The 20,534-nt window shown below is 33.0% G+C and carries 12 protein-coding genes; 2 read left to right on the top strand and 10 right to left on the bottom strand.

The annotated features are described in order from the left end of the window. Positions 1-57 precede the first annotated feature (57 nt). The 4 genes from JJQ60_RS18085 to JJQ60_RS18070 form a co-directional block, all read right to left on the bottom strand. On the bottom strand, positions 58-288 hold the full coding sequence (locus JJQ60_RS18085; RefSeq protein WP_201923554.1) for a hypothetical protein: 231 nt from the start codon (positions 286-288) through the stop codon (positions 58-60). A gap of 443 nt (positions 289-731) precedes the next feature. After that, a complete protein-coding gene (locus JJQ60_RS18080; protein ID WP_201923552.1) occupies positions 732-1,370 on the bottom strand; it encodes a response regulator in 639 nt (212 codons plus the stop codon). A gap of 179 nt (positions 1,371-1,549) precedes the next feature. Beyond that, the gene (locus JJQ60_RS18075) at positions 1,550-3,097 is read right to left on the bottom strand and encodes a T9SS type A sorting domain-containing protein (RefSeq protein WP_201923550.1); all 1,548 of its coding nucleotides are present in this window, start codon (positions 3,095-3,097) and stop codon (positions 1,550-1,552) included. Positions 3,098-3,252: 155 nt separating this feature from the next. Continuing rightward, positions 3,253-6,402, bottom strand: coding sequence for a CHAT domain-containing protein (locus JJQ60_RS18070; protein ID WP_201923548.1), 3,150 nt, complete (start codon positions 6,400-6,402; stop codon positions 3,253-3,255). A gap of 145 nt (positions 6,403-6,547) precedes the next feature. Here JJQ60_RS18070 and JJQ60_RS18065 point away from each other — a divergent pair, with 145 nt between their 5' ends. Both JJQ60_RS18065 and JJQ60_RS18060 read left to right on the top strand, forming a co-directional pair. After that, positions 6,548-7,123: an RNA polymerase sigma factor gene (locus JJQ60_RS18065; RefSeq protein ID WP_201923546.1), complete on the top strand. Its 576-nt coding sequence runs from the start codon at positions 6,548-6,550 to the stop codon at positions 7,121-7,123. Then, on the top strand, positions 7,098-7,868 hold the full coding sequence (locus JJQ60_RS18060) for a tetratricopeptide repeat protein (RefSeq protein ID WP_201923544.1): 771 nt from the start codon (positions 7,098-7,100) through the stop codon (positions 7,866-7,868). Before JJQ60_RS18065 ends, JJQ60_RS18060 begins: the two co-directional genes overlap by 26 nt. A 352-nt stretch (positions 7,869-8,220) precedes the next feature. On the opposite strand, the gene JJQ60_RS18055 is transcribed toward JJQ60_RS18060, so the two are convergent. From JJQ60_RS18055 to JJQ60_RS18030, 6 genes are all read right to left on the bottom strand, one after another. Then, complete coding sequence (locus JJQ60_RS18055; protein WP_201923542.1) at positions 8,221-11,739, bottom strand: DUF6443 domain-containing protein; 3,519 nt, start codon at positions 11,737-11,739, stop codon at positions 8,221-8,223. Positions 11,740-11,751: 12 nt separating this feature from the next. Then, the gene (locus JJQ60_RS18050; RefSeq protein WP_201923540.1) at positions 11,752-15,069 is read right to left on the bottom strand and encodes a hypothetical protein; all 3,318 of its coding nucleotides are present in this window, start codon (positions 15,067-15,069) and stop codon (positions 11,752-11,754) included. A gap of 1,242 nt (positions 15,070-16,311) precedes the next feature. Beyond that, complete coding sequence (locus JJQ60_RS18045; protein ID WP_201923538.1) at positions 16,312-16,854, bottom strand: type 1 periplasmic binding fold superfamily protein; 543 nt, start codon at positions 16,852-16,854, stop codon at positions 16,312-16,314. 4 nt (positions 16,855-16,858) lie between these two features. Continuing rightward, positions 16,859-19,258: a TonB-dependent receptor gene (locus JJQ60_RS18040; RefSeq protein WP_201923536.1), complete on the bottom strand. Its 2,400-nt coding sequence runs from the start codon at positions 19,256-19,258 to the stop codon at positions 16,859-16,861. 81 nt (positions 19,259-19,339) lie between these two features. Beyond that, positions 19,340-19,627, bottom strand: a complete 288-nt coding sequence (locus tag JJQ60_RS18035) for a hypothetical protein (protein ID WP_201923534.1) — start codon at positions 19,625-19,627, stop codon at positions 19,340-19,342. Positions 19,628-19,683: 56 nt separating this feature from the next. Next, positions 19,684-20,532, bottom strand: a complete 849-nt coding sequence (locus JJQ60_RS18030) for an alpha/beta hydrolase family protein (protein ID WP_317194026.1) — start codon at positions 20,530-20,532, stop codon at positions 19,684-19,686. Positions 20,533-20,534: the final 2 nt, after the last annotated feature.

Below are 20,534 nucleotides of genomic sequence, written 5' to 3'. Positions count from 1 at the left end.
CAACGTATATGTTGGCTTTTTTTGATTGTGACAAACATGTCTTTCTCTAAAAAGATGTTATATGTCTTGTTTTCTCCATTTAAAATACCCCCTAAGCATTAAAAGGAAATTTACAAAATGCATAAAGCCCAGAAACCATAAGTTTGTGAATGCACAAATAAGCATGGCTAAAAACTGCCCTATGGCCATTATCGAGTATCCTTTAAGGCTTTTTCTATTTAATAATTCAAAAGCAATGAGAATTAATATTGCCGATGTAATTTCAAGGATGGTTTTAGATAATTCCATTGAAAAATAATTTTCAAGATTGTATGTAAGTGTACATAAAATAAATCTAGAAAATGTAAACTCAAGTAGATTTTTCTTTGATGCAAGAAAAAATGTAAAAATAAAAAAGGAGTTTTTATGAGTTAGTTGTTTTATTAATATAAGCCGTTATTGAATATAAAGCATAAAAATGATATATAGTATGAGAAACGTGGTAAAAGATAGAATGTTATTAGGAGGAGTTTTTATTATATCTTATTGTATGTTTTTGACATATTTTTTACTACAGGAGTATATAACTCTTACTGTTTCTTGATATAGTATAATGATCTTGCCACAATACATTTTGTTTTGAAAAGAACCTCTTTGCAAAAGCGTTGTTTGTATTAGAGGTTTTTTATCCTTTAAATAAAGAATGTCCCTCAACTTAATAAAATAAGTCTCGTTCCCCAACGAGACTTTTTTTATTCTTTTAAAGATTTATTTAGATAGGTATGCTTATTTTGAATAAGATTTATGATTTCATCTCTACTGTTTACATGTAGTTTTTCATAAATATTTCTAACATGTCTTTTTACAGTATTTACACTTACGTATAATTCGTTGGCAATATTAGTGTAGCTTTTTCCCTTTGATAATACAATGAGGACATCATTTTCTCTTTCAGTAAGTTCATCAAATTTTTTTTCATAGAATGATGTTACTACTAATCTAGAGATTTGTGGACTCAAAGGAGCACCACCTTTAGAGAGTTGTTCTAATGCACTTAAGATTTCTTGATTACTATTATTTTTTAATAGAAACCCCAGGGCCCCAGATTTTAGTGTGTCAAAAACATAATTTGTATTTTTCTCACCGGTAACGACTAAGATTTTTGTTTTTGGATGTACTCTTTTGATTCGTTTTATACTTTCTATTCCACAAGTTCCTGGAGTATCTATATCAATTAAAACGATATCTGGGTCGAGCCTATTAATTTTATATAATGCAGATTTACAATGGTTAAAATCTTCTAAGACTCTAAATTGTGTAGAATTATTAATAATCTCTTTATGAGAATTTCGGGATATATCACAATTTTCAATAAGAACTACATTGGTCATTTTCTACATTTTTTAGGGATTAACATTTATGTTCTCTTTCTACCAATGTTCTGGCAGCACAAAATGTGACCCTTCAATTATATTTTTGTAGCATTAAAACTTTTGAGTGTTTTTTACGAATAAGAATAATGCAAAAAGACTCCCTATTCAGGGAGTCTTTCACATATGTATTTATTTATCTACTTTACAATAAATCGCAGTACTTGATTAGTATTATTTTTAGTTATGTTCATGAAATAAATACCAGATTTAAGCTTTTGAGTAAATCTTAAAACCTGGTTAGATTCAGGTTTTATTATTTGATTAGCTTCGATTAACCTACCAGTAGTATCATAAAGCTGATATTCAAAATTACTTTCTGCATTAACTATTGTGATGTAATCACCATTAGAAATAGTAGGGAATACAATTAAATGTTTTTCTGTTTCGGTTAAGTAAGTAAATAATTGCTTTGGCTCTTTGTTTTTAAATAGAGTTCCAGTCCTAACATTAGGATGAGTGTAGCAACTTGCGTTTAGTGGGGTGTATGGATCTTCAGTAGATTGACCTTTAACTATTTCAGTATACCCACGACAAATAAAATATGTAGCAGCCTCGCTTAGAATGGTATTTGGTAACTTTTCATTAGTATGTATAATTAATGCTCCACCAATACTTTTTACACCACCTAAGGCATATATGTCTAGAAGCTCTGAATTTCCGATTATTTTTAGGTCACCACCAACTTCTTTTAATTTCCATAACTTTTCGATATCGGTAATATCATCTCCACTTTGAATAATCAATGAGCCAGTGATTTTTTCAAAATTAAAAGACTCTACATCAGATTGTGTATCGATAATAAGGTCCCCGAAGTGCGTAGTTATATTTAAACAGTAATCAATTATTGCCAATTGAGAGCTTGAGATTGTACTATTATTCTCTATTGTGATAGTCCCATTAACCATAGAGTTATCTTGTAGTATAGGCATAATTGCACAAGGGTATTCTATAGCACGATTACCTCTAATCGTAAGATTACCTGCTATTGATAAGATATTTGCAAATCCTTCAAGGGTTTCTAATTTGTCATTAGCTGTAATTGTAATGTTTGCTGTTGCATTAGTGATATTTGCAAGCGCATTAATATTTAGAAGTTCATCATTGTTATTGATATAAATATCACCTCCTATAGAAGATACTCTTAAAAGGCCATCTAGATCTTCTAAGCCATTATTCTTATTAAGATATAATTCTCCTCCAATAGTTGTAATATTGGCAAAACTACTAATGTCAAATAGCATAGGATGGTTAGTAATACTCAATTTACCTCCTATAGTCGTTAGCTTATAGAAAGGACTTGGACTATTTGGGTCTAGGCTAACACCAGGAATATGTTCAATATTATCAATGCTAATACCAATACGAATAAGGTTAGGATTATCATATAACACAAAATCTCCACCTAATTCTGCAAGGTTATATAATCCATCCAGGTTTTCTAGATTTTGATTGTTCTTGATGGATAAATTCCCTGTTATTTTGGTAAGTGTTTCCAAATTACTTATATCCGTAATGTTACCTGGTGAACTTTCTTTAATTGTTAATGATCCATTAATTTCCTGATAAGTAAAGGCATTAATTTCTGACTGTGTACTAATTGTTAAATGACCATTGTACACAGTCTGTGCTTGGAGTAGATTGAGGCTAATCAATACTCCAAATAAAAAAAATACTTGTTTTTTCATTTTTCCGTTACGTTTTGTTTCCAATACAATGTCGTTAAACATAAAAATGTGACCCTTTTCCCGTGGTTTATTTTTTTATGCTCTAATGCCGGCAAAGATATACTTTTTGATAAACCTTTAACTTTCAGTTTATCAAATAAGTAAATGGACATGTATCAGTGTTTTTTAAATCGATTTTTTAGGAATAAAAAAGCTAGAGCAATTAATATACAAGCTAATAATACAAAGTATAGGTATGTTTTTTCATTCCCCAAGTCTATTGGGTTTGTATCACCAATCAAATAAAATCCTCCCCAAAAAAAGGGATCAGCTCGAAAAACGTTTGCGTCATTTAAATACTGAAGCTTGGCTTGTTGTAATGCTTTGGGTTTGGTCATACCTTGTTTAAGATTATCGTAAAAGTATTTCATCAGATCAGGTGTAGTTTCATCAGATACTGCCCAGTTGGTTAGCAATAAACTTTGGGTCCCGGCATATTGAAATGCCCTACCTAAACTCATGATACCTTCTCCTTTTGATATTTTGCCAGATCCCGTATTGCAGGCGCTTAAAACAGCTAGTTCTGCTGGGATGTTTAAAGCATATAATTCATGATTATAGAGATAATTATCTTCTATTGAATCTTTGATCTGCATGAAAAATAATTTTGAATTTTCGGGATTTTTATCATCTATCTCACCATGCAATGCTAGATGGACTAAGGCATAACGATTGACTTCGCTTTTAAAGTTTGATTCTATAGCTTCCTCTCCATAATAGTATTTTCCATTTATAATCTTAGAGATTGCTTCTATTTCTTTTCGGGTCCCTGGTAAATCATGAGTTGTACTTGGTATAACAGCATTAGAAATTGGGGTTTTACTTTTAGAGAATTGTGTATCCGAAAAAGAAAAGGCAAGACATTTTCTTTGAGTGGCACTTTTAGTGAATTGTTTACTAAAAAAGAGATTAGCAGAATTTGCGTAACTGATTACTTTATCTTTTAATAAGTATGGAATTTTTTTTGGATTGTTGGACTTCGTTTTTTGGGTAATTAACAAGTCAAAATTAAGATGCCACAAAAGCCCGTCGGGTACTATGATCATGTTATGAATATTACTTTCTATAGCAAAGGGATCGATTAATTTCTGATACAGTTCCGCGCCCATTCTTTTATAAGTAGTCAGGTCTTTAGAAAGAATAGCATTGCGAAATTGAATTATTTTATCTTCAAGATTGTCGATGATAATTTCTTTAATATAAAAATCATTTTTTGTGATTAGAAAGGCGTATATCACCTTATCTGTAACAAAATATTCAAGAAGTGCCGTGTCTGTTTCTAATTTTTTTTGAATGATTTGAATAGATACAATACTATTATCGTACTTAAGTTGATGATACTTTGGATAATCTTTCTCTAATATGTTTAATGTAGAATCAATTTTTTGAGTATTTGTAAACACTAAATTGGTATACCTATGTATTGCAGAATCGAGAGGTTTTTCTTTTGAATTTTCGGCTTGATATACTTTAGACTTATAGAAAGACAGTTGTGCATTAAGCTTTTCAATGATTTCTAATTTCTCTTCAGGAATATTTGCAAAACTTTGTGCTTTGATTTTTTTTAATTGTTCTTCGAGTAAACGGGCTTTATTTTTTTCTGAAAAGTAAAATGCGTCAGAAAGATAGTCGCGATTATTGGTTGTTTTATGTAATTCTAAAGCATTATCAATAGCATCGGTATAAATTTGGGATGACTTGGCTTGTCCTAAAAGTGTTTTATCTTCGACTAACAAAAAAGAGTTTCGGGTATGATCAATTAATGAATCACAAGACTTGAAACTTAAAAATGAAGCTTGAAGTATTTTTTGATCTTTTTTTTCTTTCCCCAAAAAATTAAGCGCTTTAGCTTTTCCATGAAATGCAACTAATAGGGTAGAGGGATTAATATAATCTTTAGATGAAGGATTTGAATAAATGGATGTATTATTAAAAATACGAGTACCGGCAATTACAGCGTTTTGATATTCTTGTATAGCATTTAGATATTGTTTCTTTTTAAAATAGATACGGGCCTTATCAATATAACACTCTGCAGTTTTTTGATTTTTACGGCCAAAACTTTTAATAGCAAGTTCAAGATGCTGGGTATAATAGTTTTCTGCAATATCATATTTGCCTTGTTCTTCATATAATTCCCCAAAATCTTGATTTAACTTAAATGTATTTCGATGCTCCTCCCCAAAAAGTTTTTTTCTTATCGTATACGATTTTTTATAATAATCGAATGCTAAATCGTAATTACCTTTTTGTAAAAATACGCCATATGCTATGTTTGATAAGACATTAGCAGTAGATAAGTCATTTTCACCATAGGTTTTTTCATAAATCTTTAAGGACTTTTGATAATTTTTATATGCAAGATCAAGTTCTTTTATTCTACTATATTGTGTTCCTATTCCATCGTAGAAAAAACCTAGAACCCCATCATTGTTATCATGAGTATCTTTGATAATGTTTAACCCTTTTTTAAAATATTGAAGTGCAAGATGATCTTCTCCAATATAACCATAGTTTGAGGCAAAATTATAATAGTATTCAGCAATGTAAGGGGTGTTTTCTCCATAAATTTCCTTGCTAAGTTGGATAGCTTTTTCATAATAAGGTTGTGCTTGATGATATAACCCATTTCTACTATATAAAATGGCTAAATTCAAATAAGTCCCATCAAGGTTATTCTCTTTTTTTAAGTCATACAATTTTTTGTTTATTTCGAGAGACTTTAGGTAATACTGCTTAGCTTCTTCAATAAACCCGAGATTATCATCGTACAAGATTCCTATATGTGTGCACAGATTAGCTGTTTTAATATCATTTGAACCTGCTTTTTTTTCTGTGATCGCAAGTGCCTCTTTATAAAACTGCAATGCATCCGTATGTTTATTTTGTTTTCTATATACTTTAGCAATATCCTTAATGGCGGTAGCTTCAAATAAACTACCCGCTTGCAATTTGTTTTTACAGGTTTGCAATGCCAAATTTGCGCTTTCTAATGATTTGTCAAGTTTTCCTAACCTATAAAAATTATACGAAATTTCATTAAGACTTTCTATATAACGTTTCCAAACTTCATTTGATTTAAATTCGTTTGCTGCAATTTCAAAAGCTACGATTGCCTCTTTATAATTTCCTTTAAGGTTAAGAGTATCACCTTTTACAAAATGTTGATGAGCTATAATAGTATCTGTTATCGATTGGGCCTGAGTTAAAACAGAGAACAACAAAAAAAATAGTACACTATGGTAAGGTGATATTTGTTTTTTCATTATCAAAAGTTGTTTGATTTTTTACATTTTGTAAAAAAGGTATTGTGTTTGTGGTGATCGAAGCTGTAAAAATAATATTGTTACTTTTATATCACCTGTTTTAAAAAATTAGAGGTCACAAATTATGATGAGCTGACATTAAATTATGAACGATAAGACACAAGATACTATTATTAATGCAATAATTAAGGGGGATGAAAAGACCTTAATGGCTATTTATGAAGAATGCTTGCCTCAAGTGACTAGTTATGTCATGAAAAATTCTGGGACCGAAGCTGATGCCAGAGATATATTTCAGGATGCTATGGTTTTTTTATATCAAAAATTAGAAGAAAACTCTTTAGAACTTAGTGGTACAGTTGGCGGGTATATATATGGAGTATGTAAAAATATGTGGAGGAATAAAATAAGGAAAAACAAAAAAATGGTTATAAGCGATGATATTATAAGCATCTCGGGTATTGATGAAACCGATATGCTCGAAGATATTTATGAAAATGAGAGAACAGCCATCTACCAAAAATATTTTTTAAAACTAGGAGAAACCTGTCAAGAAGTTCTTACCTTATTTTTTTCTGGAGTTAGTATGAAAGAAATAGCAGAGAAGAAAGGAACAACAGACACCTTTATCCGAAGAAAAAAATATAAATGTAAGAAACAGATCATAGAGATGATCAAAAAGGATTCTGCATATAATGAAATTAAAGCTCCATCCAAATAGATTATATAGTATGGAAAGCACACAAAAGATATTTGAACAAATAGAAGACTATTTAGCCGGCAAATTAGAAGGCAATGAATTAGAATCCTTTAAAAAGCTGCTTGAGATTGATCCTGAACTTCGGGAAGAGGTACGACTACACAAAGAATTAGGAAGGGCACTGAAAGATAAAAAGGCATTAGATTTTAGAAAAAAACTAATCAAACTCGAAGATAAAATTGATAAGAAAAAAGAAAGCCCAATACAAAAACCTTTTATTTCTCATTATTGGAAAATTGCAGCTTCTATTGCTATAATAATTGGTTTATTTACTTTCTTTTGGCAAATAGATCAAAAAGAGGATTTATATGCAACATATTATATTCCTTATCCTGTTGAGAATGCCAAAAGAGGAGAGGTAACTCATGAAGAATTTAAAACGATTGCTCAAAAATATAAAGAAGAAGAGTATAGTGACATTATTCCTGATTTAGAACAATTGATAACCCATCGCCCATATGACGAACAATTAAAGTTATTTTTAGGTAATTGTTATCTAAATACTGGCAAAACGAATAAAGCTATAGAACAATTTTTGAATATCAATCCACAAAACAGATATTACGAAGATGGTCTTTGGTATACAATTCTTGCTCATTTAAAATTAGAGCAAAATAAAGAAGCTATTCTTTTACTAAAAAAATTAATTGCGTATGATGGCGTTCATCAGGAGAATGCTATTATGTTGTTAGAAGATTTAGAGTAGAGAGTCAAAACTTTCATAGTTTCATTTGCCTATATACCTTATAGATTAGCCGCTTAAACTATACAAATAATTAAGTAGAGATATCCTATTTCTTTAATTCTTCGATGTTTTATAACTAGGAAAGGTACCTGTAAAGTTATATGAATAGGACATGGTTAAGACACCAGGCAATACCTGAGGAGACTTGTCTGGTATTTTTTTGAGTAATATCCGACACACTATGTTCGTTTATTGTTTTCATTTGTGATTTAGGTTTGAGATAAATCATCAAAAAACCACTCTTTTTAGAGTGGTTTTTTATTTGTAATTCATGTCGAATTGCAAATCTAAGCTATCTGGAATTTATTCTTTGTTATTTAATTAAGTTTCCCTTAGAGTCTCTCATTCTATTTCTAGATCTAAATGAACCGAAGGTTTTTAGTTTAAAACTCCTTGACTTTGACGGAGTAAAATTCGCAGCAGAATCCCAGACACCTTTATATAGAATAGATACATTTACAGTTGTTTCAATAGAAGCATTATAGACATATTTTAATGTTTCTTTTGATGATAGACTTGATGTGAAACTTTGTATTTGGGTATTTGTAAACTTTCCAGTTTTAGAAAGGTTTACAGGGCCAAGTTTAGGGTTTATGTTAGTTGAATTCTCATTTGTAGTTTCCCAGCTAAGTCTTCTTTCATAATTATCACCCGCAATAATGATATCGGCTAGATGTTCTGATCCGTTTTCAATTAATCTGTGATCAATACTAATTATAACATTTTCTGGTGTACCATGAAAATCATATAATTTCCCCGTAGCTAAAGCACCACCTCCTTCTGATTTTGATACGGATATTAGATTTACATAATCTCGTGCATCTCCTTCAACAAAATTGTATCCCCTAGAGGTATCACCGATATGTTTCCCTGTCATTTCTATTAGTTTATCGTCTATTCCTTCTCTTATTGCTTGACGATCAAAAGTAGCTGCAATAAAAGCATCAGATGGTAGTGGTAAAGTCTCACAATCTCCAGAAGGACATTTATCTTTATTTGAAATACTTTCATAATTTATATGGTAATACTCCGCAGTTTCTAAACTTTCACCATAACCACCAACAGGAGCCATCCCATCTGGATCCATAAAAAAGATGGGGTTATTAAAAGCATAGTTGTAAGGAGAGTGTCGACGCATTTGTTCTGCCAGAGGGTCTATGTTCATCCATCGGGCTAATGCAGGATTATAATTCCTAGCTGTAATGTCAATCCATTCTATTCCAAATTCATCTTGTTCTTCTTTACCACCAAAGCCAAATTTATGGTTACGCCCAGCTACTACATTGTTATACCCTTGGTGCTTTAACCCATAAGGGTAATAGTTGTTTTCTTCTTTTATTTCGGTTTGGGTAACGATACCGTCTTTATCGCTATCGGCATAACTTAGTCTTATATTATCTAAATGATCTCTGTATTGATAGGTATATTCATACTTCTCGACTCCAGTTGAGGTAATTGTAGGTTCTATGTATCCTTCAGGGTGGTTAAAAAACTGTAGTTTTCCGTTTTCATAAATAAAATTCCCAGCATAATTAGTGTATATATTCCCTACTGCTTTAAGTTGTTTTACTCCATTGGCACCATATACATAACTAATCATTTTACCATTTATAGTTACCTGGTAGGGTAGATTAAGATAGTTGTATTTGATATCAGTAATACCACTGTTACGGTCTATGATCATATTGCCGTTATCATCATATTCAAAATCATCATCATTGATATTAGTACCATCTTTAAAACCATAGGCTTTATTTCCATGATCGGTAACTTGCAATAATTTGTTACCAGAGTCATAACTATATGTTAGTTGATCCATATCGTTAAAAACACCTCCATTTTGCAAACCATTGCGTTGAAAACTTAAGATATTTCCCATTCTATCATAGGTAATACCACTTACTGTATATCTCCCTGTATTATCTACCGCTCCAGTAAGCCTGTTTAGAGCATCATAACTATAGGCGTAGTTTTTTAAACTATTATCAGTATTAGCGCTACGCCAGTATTGTTGACTAATGTTTCCGTTATAAAGTGCAGTACCGGTGGTAGGATTGTTATAGTGTAGTCGAAAACCAAAAAGATCAGCTCCTAAATTGTCAACATCATTGATCCCCTTTAACCATCCTCTTACGTTGTATTGATAATCTAGGTTTTGTAAGCCTTCAATTCCTATTGCAGTAGTTATTCCCTCTCCGACTTTCTTCTGAGTCAGTTGTCCGATAGCATCATAGGTATGTTGCGCAATAACTTCTTCTTCCTGATCATTCACCTTGTGGGTTTGTTTGATTACTCTACCCAGGTGATCATAAGTAAATTTTTCAATCGTAACAATAGGTACGTTACTACCCTTGGTATGTGTTGCTTTTGTTTCTACTACTTTACCCACAAAGTCCAGTTTCATTTCTGCAATATCCAGAGTTTGTAGGTAGTTGTTTTTAGTGGCACTCCATATTACTCTCCCTTTTTTATCATACCCAAATAATGTTGTGATCCATTTATTGGTGCCCAAAACCAACACTTTATTTCCTGTAGATAAGGTCTTGGTTTGTGTACTCACAGGTTCTCCATATACAGTAGTTGGTAGTGTAATCCCATCGGTATCAAAAACGTAATCATCATAATAGTTAATAGTATGTATGGCATCAAAACTACCTGGGTAAGCGTCTTTGGTATAGTAGATCGTAGTGCCTGCATACGTATTTGGTGTTGCAGTTTTGGTCACATATTGCTTACCAGTAGCATCGGCCAAAGTTTGTATTTCGGTTCTTGATTTGGCATTTCCTCGATCCATACCAGTATAAGCTACTCTACCATAAGCGTCATAGACGCTAAATAACCATTGCTTAGCTATTTTTAATCGTTTGTCCTGGCTCATAATGGGTTGATCTAGTTTGTTATATGCGATGCATTCCCAACCTTTTCCTGGTATTTTTTTCTCTACCAACCGGTTACGGCTGTCATATCGATATTGATAACATAACTCAGCTAGTTCGATATCGGATACGCCATTAGTAAAGTCCACTTTTGAAGGGATAGTATAAGTCAAATTTCCATAATAATCATATACATAATAGGTGTCGTGAGCGATTACCGCGCCATCAATTTTGGCATAGTTACGTTTTAGGAGTACTCGTTCATTCTTATCGGTAAACTCTTCAATGGTATTTAACTTTCCAGAGGTCCAGTTTTCATCTTTGGTTATGGTTTTGTACAATTCTCCGGAATTATAATTACCATCCAGTACCAAGGTAGGGGTATAATCAGAAGTTAATTCTACATGAAAGCGTCTTACTTCTTCGTCAATATTTGTGTCATAAATTGTTCGAATTTCATGACCGCTCCCTAATTTCCAATCTTCTCCTGGGGCTCCTTGCTTCAATACTCTGTTTAGTGGAGAGTTTTCGAATTCCATTTCAGTATAAGGATTAGCAGATGTTACATCTACAAAATCATCTGGAAACAGGTTGTAATAAAACATGCGTGTTTTTTCGTCTAGGTCGCCGGTTCTTAAACTGCCAATAGTACCATCGGTTTCAAATGGCAAGTACTCTCTAGATTTTCGCCCTAAAGCATCGTAAATAATGTGGGTTACGATGTCCTTTTTATTTGAAGATTGTCTAATTGCAATTCGCTGCTTAGCTCTTCCTAATCCATCAAAATAGGTAACTTGTTCAATAACATCTCGGCCTTCTATAACATCGATATCTGGATTTTTTACTTCTTTTTGAAAGCTTCTGCTGGAGACCGCATTTTCATTACTCAATACGGGCTGTTGTGCATGTGTATGTATACCTAGAATAAGGAATAATACTATAATATATTTTTTCATGATTTTTTCCTGTTAATTTTTGTATTGGTATGTGTTTTCGGTTAAGATGTTTTCTTCGGCATCTTTGGTATACTTCAGCCTATTGAAGTCATCATATTCATAATACATGGTATATCCTTTAGGATCAGCCATACTCGTTACGCCTACCAATACATCATAGGTTAAGGTAGTTACTTGTGCTTCTGGAAAAAGTGCATGTAACTCTTCCAATACATTACGCAGTATTTGTTCTTTGCAAATAGCCTCTTGGCAATTGTCATTATCTTCGTTAGAAGCTGTAATAGCATTTTCGATCGCTTCTAATTGTTCAGTTGTCATATCGGCATAACTGGCATTCACTAATTTCGCAATAGGTTGATTACCATTATACCCCCATATGTAAACGATATGCGTTCCATTTGTAAGAGCAACTTCTTTGGGGTTTCCATAACCATCATAATCTATAAATTGCATACGATCCTCGAGAGCACTATTTCCTTTGGCACTTTGTACAATTTCTGGTAAAATAGTACCGTTCCATTCCTTTAAAAGAGTACGTTGTGCAGTTTTAGAAAGAACTGCTCCTACCTGGTTTTTGGTTTCGGTAACGGTTTGGATAGGAGTAGCTATTCGATGAAGATCATTAGCTTTAAGTCTATTGATCAACTGGTACTCTTCTTGTGTAAAAGGATCATAACCTATTGCATCTGGTGTAGTAATATCTTCCGGGAAAAAGGTTCTGGAATGGATAAAGTTTCCATCACTACTTGTAGTTTCGGTTAAATTAGACTGATAATATCTATTATAATCATATCCATATTCTATGTGTTGTGTTATGGGTGTAACACCATCATACGACGTTGTGGTTGTGCTATGTAAATCTGAAGTACCTGCAGTAAAATAAAAGGTTTTAAAAATATTTGGGTCATCACCATCACCTGCAAATACCATTAAAGATTGTGTATGGTTTGTGCGAGTATTTTCATAAACTTCATCAGAAGTAGCATCAGGAGGTAATGGAGACATTATATAAGTTGGATTGGGTAAACCTCCATAATTATATTTATTTTCTATGGACTGTATAAGTGTATAGTCTTCGTTTTCTTTTTTAAAATGTTCTATTTTAACTGATTTGCCACGTATCCACTCATTATCCGTAGCTAAATGATATGGAGGTTTGTAGAATTTGCCGGTATCGGGCCAAATAGTAAAGGTATAAGCAGTTTTTCCCTCATCTCCATTTTCACCTATTAAGTACTCCGTTACATATTCATATCCTTCATGATTTCCTTGTTCATAAGTAAGCGGACTTCCGGGTCTTGCGAAATATCTATCTTGATAAATTGTTATTCCAAAAGGATTTACTTCAGTATGATTATAGTTTGTTAAAGAAAATATTTTTCCACTACTTTTTCCTGTTGGAAATTTATAATCATATTCTTTGATAATAGCATCGTCCTTACCATCATTTAAAACTATATGTTTGATTCGATTACCAGAAGCATAAATCTCTTTGTTTTGATCTATAATTTGTTCCTTCCATTTCAATGCCACTGCGAAGGTAGGGTCAAAACTATTCGGGTCTTCAATATCCTTGTTCTTTGGAGTAACTTTGATAGTATATTCTCCCGGTGGGATATTGATTTTATTTTTACCAATCAATAAAATATTGCTCCCAATTTGAATTTGATAAGCACAACTATTTGTAGATTGAGTAGAGTCGCATCCTTCGGGAGGAGTAATTGTTACAATAGACTCCATAGTACTCCAAAGTACATTGTTAGTGATTGTGAACGGCTCAGATTCATAATAGCTCCCATTATAAGTCATATTACTTTTAAGAAGTCCGGCATTTTTATCAACGGTTGGATTAGTAGCTTGAGTTAAGAGATTTTCAAAATAACTTGGAGGAATAGCCCTGTTAGCTTCATATTCATATTTGGCCGATCCGCCTGTGGGGTATTGTAACTTGGTCAATAATCCTGCCTGGCATTTTAAAGTATCCACGGATCTATCAATTTGGATATTAGCATAATTAAAATATGTTAGGAAATTACCATTGTTTTTCCCGTTATAATATCCCCAAGCATCTTGTGAATTTGAAAATCGGTTAGGTAATGATGCATCATTATTATAATAAAACCTATGAGGAGGCATACTGTTAAACCCATTTTTATCGTAGGTAGTTACAGATTGTAGAAAAAGACGTTTACTACTAGTTGGGTCAAGACTTGCAATTATGGGTAAAACATTGTTATCTGCAGGGCTATTGGTATAGTTATAATCTAATTGATAACGTTTAATTAGTTGATCATGATTATTAACAATCTCTATGTTGTCTAATGTATAAGCGCCCTTTAAATCCTGGCGCTCCGTTTCGGATTTAATAAACTTAACCTTTCCTTGATCAAATTCAATTTCTTTAATTTGATTTTGCGTCCCTTTAATTTTAGAGAAATAACTTGTAACTGCCCTAGTGCCTATTTCAAGTTCATCATAACTTCGTCTGAAGTATATCGGCGTTTCTGGTTCATATTTGAAAGCAACCGATCTTCCATTTGGGCTTATAATATCTAACAAATACCAGGCATTATAAGGAGCAAAACCATCTCCAGGTGTAGCGGCTAACCTTTCTGTATATGTATATTGCTCCTTTTTTTCTTCACTATCTCTAGCAATACGAGTATCGTCTTTTGAAACTCCAAAGTAAAATTTATAACCATTAGGCGCAGCAACCACCCAGCCTTTTATTTCTCCTACGCCACCGTTTGCCCATAAAGGTTCAATAGTAATATCAGAAAACCCTTGAATTATTGGTTTATGGGTGCGTTGATCAAAAGAAAATTTACCAGAATACCCCATAAAATTGAACATAAAAGTATCTGGGTATAGATCGACTTCTCCATTAATGTCTTTGGTATATACTTCTTGACGTGTGGCTTCTAAAGTAAAAAAAGTTTCGTAATAATCATGACGTAAAAAACCTATAGAATTATGGATATATTCATCAGGTGAACCTTTAGTCTGACGAGTAATTACTCCACCAGAATTCAAGGCCCATCCGATTCCTACGCGTGAAGCCATTTCTTCTACTCGAACACCTTTGGCGTGGTAACTTAAGCTAATAGGAATTTTTAAACCATCAAGATTAATTTCATATAGGGGTACGCCAATATTCGGTACTCCTGTATAATGAGATACAGGAATCGATACGTACTCTCCTAAAGATGTAGCCTCTGGAGTAGGAGGTAAAATTGTTGGTAATTCCTGTCCGTTTATGAATGTAGGATTTACTATGAATATAAAAACCATAAGTTTTAATACCCATAGAATACTAAGGTTGTTTTTCATTTGACTATGTTTTAGTGATTTTCGTTTATAAAACACTTCTACAGTGTTTACTACTTTGATTTAACCAAACAAAAATCACATATTTGAGGGAGTTCTTTTTCACCCGTTTAGGGTGATTTTTTAGGAGATAAATATTGATAGGATGTAGCAAAGTAAATGGTGAAAAAAATTATGTAACACTTTTTTCGGAATGAGATGATTTTCTGGATTAGCTATATGGGGTTGAGATAAAGATATTAGCTTCAAACAATTCTGTTACGGCTAGGGTGATCTCTTTACACAACATGCCAGTAGAATCAAGAGCATTTATAATAAAGTTATACCTGCTTAATATACTGATCTTATATATTCTCTTTTGGTCGTTTTTATCTCCAAAACGGTTTACAGCGTGTTGCATTACTACTTTTCAGGTGTCATCATACCCTTTAGGGGGTGCCAAAACGGCCAATAAGGCATTACTATACTACCAAAAGGACGTTCGAGACGGTGAATAGGGCGTTGTCATACTACCTATAGGGGTGTCGAGACGGGGGGTAGGGGGTGTCGAGACACCCTGTTAGGGGGTAGTTAACGGCCTATTGCCCGTTCAAAACGACCTGAAGGGCGTATAAGAACGGCCTGTAACCTGTTTATAAACATGTAAAGCCTGGAATACCCACAGGGGTTGGATTAGCTATATTTGATGCGCTGGTTTATAACGAGTGTTGGGCGGGTACAACACAAAAAAAACAACCCCCGGGTAACTACTCCCGGGGGTCTAAATTGAAACTTAGTAGTAGTATTTAACACAAACTCAACTTATACTAATTATGATTGTTTCAATTTTGTCGTTTGTTAATCTATTGGTTAGATTTAATGCCGCGAATATAAGTGGTATCTCTTTAATATTTTAGTGTTTTTTGAATCGTAATTCAGATTTAATAATGCCTTAATATCCTCGCAAAATCATTGTGTTTAACTCATTGAAAATCAAATTATACTTCATTTTTCGGGGAAATATTCGGTTTTTAACACCATATTCTCAGTGTGTTTGATCAAAAACCTACAATTTTTACATTATCATATTGTAAATTACTCAAAATTTATACCAAATAATAAGTGTTTAGTCATTTTATTTCATAAAAAAATCCCCAAGAACATGTTCTTGGGGATTAAATTGAAACAAATCAAAGGTTATACAAACTCAACTTAAATACAATATAACTGTGGCGTTTCAATATACTGTTGTAACTACTTATTTTGTTATTGTACGGTTACATTAAAATCTACTTCTATATCTGTTTCTCCACCGAAATCAGCTCTAGAATCTCCTGTTTTTGAAGTCGGTTCATGAATTAAAAAAGCTCTGATAACTCCGGTTGCGGCATCTCCTGCTGACCAATCTGTTGAAATATTAATGCCAACATTATTAGCATCAACCGTATCATCTGAAGCATTGTCAAATGTTAATCCACCTACCGTAGTTTCATAAAAGACAAAATGCTCATCTTTTTCGGCGATTACTTCTTCAGTAATATCTTCTACATCATTTGGGTTCGATTCATCTAAAAATTGAATTTTGATATTATATGAAGTGTTTGCTTTTAAGGTGATATCATCTTGACTGGATTCAGTCCACTCAAATTCTTGTGTGGTTGTAGTACCAGATTCAGTAACGCTTAATTTTACGGTTGTAATAGTTTCTTCTTCGTTAATTACTATTGGGTTATCATCATCATCACTACATGAAGCTAAAATAGAGACGATAAAAATGATGCTTAATAGTTTATGAATTCCTTTTTTCATTGCATTAAAATTTAAAATTTATATTAAGTGTAAAGTTTCTTCCGATATTATCTGCGTAAAAACGCTGTCTGTTTAAATAATCTCTATATGAGACATCAAATAGGTTTGTTATACTTGCTCCTACAACAAGGTCTTTGGGGTTCCATATTCCAAATGTGTATGATCCAGAAAGATCAAAAAGACTATACCCAGCGGGAGGCTCTGAAATAAGCACTAACTCTGTTACTTCTACATTGTTTCGAATGAAACTGGTCTCGAAATCATTATTTGGAAATCTATTTTGTTTTAATACAGAAGTATTGGTTAATCGAATATCCCAATTTTCTTTTTGATACGTAAGTTGTGATCTAAAATTAGGTGCAGGCATATTGATTAATGCTTCATTGGCTGTGGTATCCTGACCATAGATATATGAAAACCCGGTAGTAAATTTTAACGTTTCGGTGATGTCCAGACCGTAATCTACATCGATGCCATATAATAACGCATTGGTTTGTCGATACTCCCATATTGGGAAAGATCCTCTGATTGTAAAGTCTACGCCGGTTGGTTCGAGCAATATAAAATTATCAATAAGACTTAGGTAGGGAGAAACCTTTAATCTTCCTATACCAAAAATATTTTCATGCTCGCTGGCTAAAGAAAATTTCAATGCACTTTCTTGATCAAAATTCAAATCTCCTAATTCAATAATTGCCGCACTATGATGCAACCCATCACTAAACAGTTCTACAGGATTTGGAGCTCGATTAACATAAGAAGCGTTAAATAGAAGGGTATTTTGATTACCATAACTGTAATTGAGACCAACTGAAGCAGACACGCTATTATAATCAAAATTTGGATTTGTAAGCCATTGATCTCCTTCATCGGCAATAATGAGGTCTGCGAACTGTACATTATATGCCCGATCATCCCAAAATTCTTTTTCATAGAATTTTTTAGCATCTACATTTACAAAATCATATCGAATACCGGCATCAGCCGTAATGTGATCACTAATAGTAAACTCTGTAATGGCAAAAACTCCTGCACTTATTTTGTTGTAGTCTGGTATTAATCGTCTTACTCCTGTATCTGGATCTGGAGTATTGGTTTGATAGGCGAGTTGAAATCCAACATTCTTTTTAAAACTATCTTTGGCATCAAATAAAAAGGACCCTTCTAAACCATGGGTTAGGAGTTCTAAATCCAGACTTGGTTTGTCGCGATCATCTCCTCTTCTAATGTCAAATTCTTTTCTGTTATTGTATTGAAAGGAATATTGAAGATTTAATTTCCCAAGGTTTTTGAAACGATTATAAAATTTCAGTTTTACCAAATGATGTTGTGTTTCTTGTTTAGGAGCATTAATATCGTATGTAAAATCATTAATGACTAGTGGTACTTCACTATTTATTGCTCTAACCAGATCGCCGACATTACCAATGTGTGACGATCGTAATATACCTTGAGTGGCATTATAAAAACTATAATACCCTTCAAAACCATATAAAAAGTTGTTATATCCAAATGTGGTAGAGAAACTTTGTTCTCTATGCCCTGTATTGCTTAGAATATAATCCGGGGCTTCACTATCCCCGAAATATTTAACGGTTCCTTGTGCTTTGGCTCCCCAGCCATTTTTAAATCCGATATTAAGCGCAGAGTTTGTACTGCCTCCTTGGCCATTAGTACTTGCGGCTAATTGGGCATTTCCAAAAATGGTATCTCTTAAGCTGGTTAATTTGTTTTCTGCAATAATTACCCCGCCAATTGCATTTCCACCATATTGCAGAGCTCCAGCACCTTTAATGACTCGAATTTCATTAAAAGCGTTAATATCTATATTTGGAGCATGTTCTTCGCCCCATTCCTGATCCTCTTGTCGTACACCGTTATTTAAAATTACAATCCTACTACTATGTACTCCCTGGATTACAGGCTTAACAATTGTATTACCAGACGTTAAGGTATTAACCCCAGAAATTTCTTTTAATGCATCGCCTATAGAAAGGCTACTATACAATTCTAATTGTTTTCGATTCAACTTTTCTTCAACCTGACTGTTCGTTGCTTTATTCTTAGAAGAAGAAGCTATGTCTATTTGATCTAAATCTGTATAGTGATGCTCTAGATAAAAGTCTTGTGTATGTACTTTAGACACATCAATAGTAACCACTTGCGAATTACAATCTTCGTGTGAAATTGTAAATGCATATGATATAGCACATAAGTCATTTATGGTATAATTTCCCTCTGTGTCTGTAACAATCATTTGATTATTAAAAGTAATTTTTGCGCCTTTTAGGGCAACTCCATCATGAAAATCTATTACCTTTCCGGTAAGTGTCTTATTGCAATCTTGTGCTAATGAAAAAGTTACACCTAGAAGATACACTGTAATTAAAGTGAATCTTTTCATTGAAAATATTAATAATAAGGTAAAACTAGTATTATGGTTATATACTAGAGTTTTTAAGAGCAATTGGTAAACAAATACTTATTAGGCTGTAGGTGGCGCCTTATTTTGAAGAGAATAATTGATTTGAGAATCAAAATAGTTTTGCTCATAATTGCTTCGAACAATATCTGCAGGAATTACAATGATGCATGGAACCTCAATAACTTGTGTTCCTATAAATCCATCATTTTGTTTCTCTGATGAAAGAAGACATATCTGACAATCTGTATCGTCCGCAGTATCATGGCTTAACATGTGTATATCTGCCAGTTCTATAATACAGAACAAAGCAAGAAATACCAAAGCAATGATATGTCTATATGATTTCATGTGACAAATAAACGAAAAAAAACGTAGAAAATTATATCGCTGGTAATTCTTTAGTGTTAAAGTATTATAAAATCAATGGATTTTCGTGTGATAACCTCAAGATGTTTGGGTAACATTTGGGTTTCCCAAGGGTGTTTTGCTCCAAAAACATGATTTGCGTTTTCTACTAAAAACAGTTGACTCTCAGGATTCCATGCATGTAATTTTTTTCCTTCTTCAACATTAACAGCTAGATCATTAGTGCCATGAATAATTAGATGAGGGATGTTTATATTTTTTGCTGCCCGCGAAATAGTAAGTCGATCTTCATTTTCTATAAATGAAGTATAAAACTGGAAATAGTGCGGCATTTGTTGTTTAGTTCTTCCGTTTTCAACAAAATAAATACCTTCTCTTTTCCATTTTTCAAAAGCTTCTCCTTTAGGGAAACGATTTTTGTAATCTGAAACTCCTGCCCAGGATATAAGCTTAGTTATTCTATGGTCTTCAGATGCCTTGATAGTTACAATCCCACCACCACGAGAGTGGCCTATCAATGTAATATTTGAAGAATCGATTTCATTTTTGAATTCAAAACCTGAAGAAGTGATCCAATCTAGTATCGTATCGAGATCATCCAGTTCTTTGATATAAGAGTTGTTTCCGAAGGCTTCTAAATCAGGGAAATCTATGGGTTGATCCATGGTACCTCCGTTATGTGAAAAATTGAACTTTGAAAAGAAAAACCCAGCATTGACATATGCTTTTGCAACCAAGTCCCATGCTCCCCAATCTTTAAATCCTTTGTAGCCATGACAGAATATAACAACAGGCTTTTCTTTTTGATTCTCAAGATAAAAAACATCAGTTAGTATTGGTTTTTGATGTTTTCCTTGAATAGATATGTTTTTTTTACTGCTCATCATGA

The organism is Aquimarina mytili, assembly GCF_016735115.1.
Lineage (GTDB): Bacteria > Bacteroidota > Bacteroidia > Flavobacteriales > Flavobacteriaceae > Aquimarina > Aquimarina mytili.
Note: the sequence above shows the minus strand (reverse complement) of the source record. Positions and strands in the feature narration are given on the sequence as shown.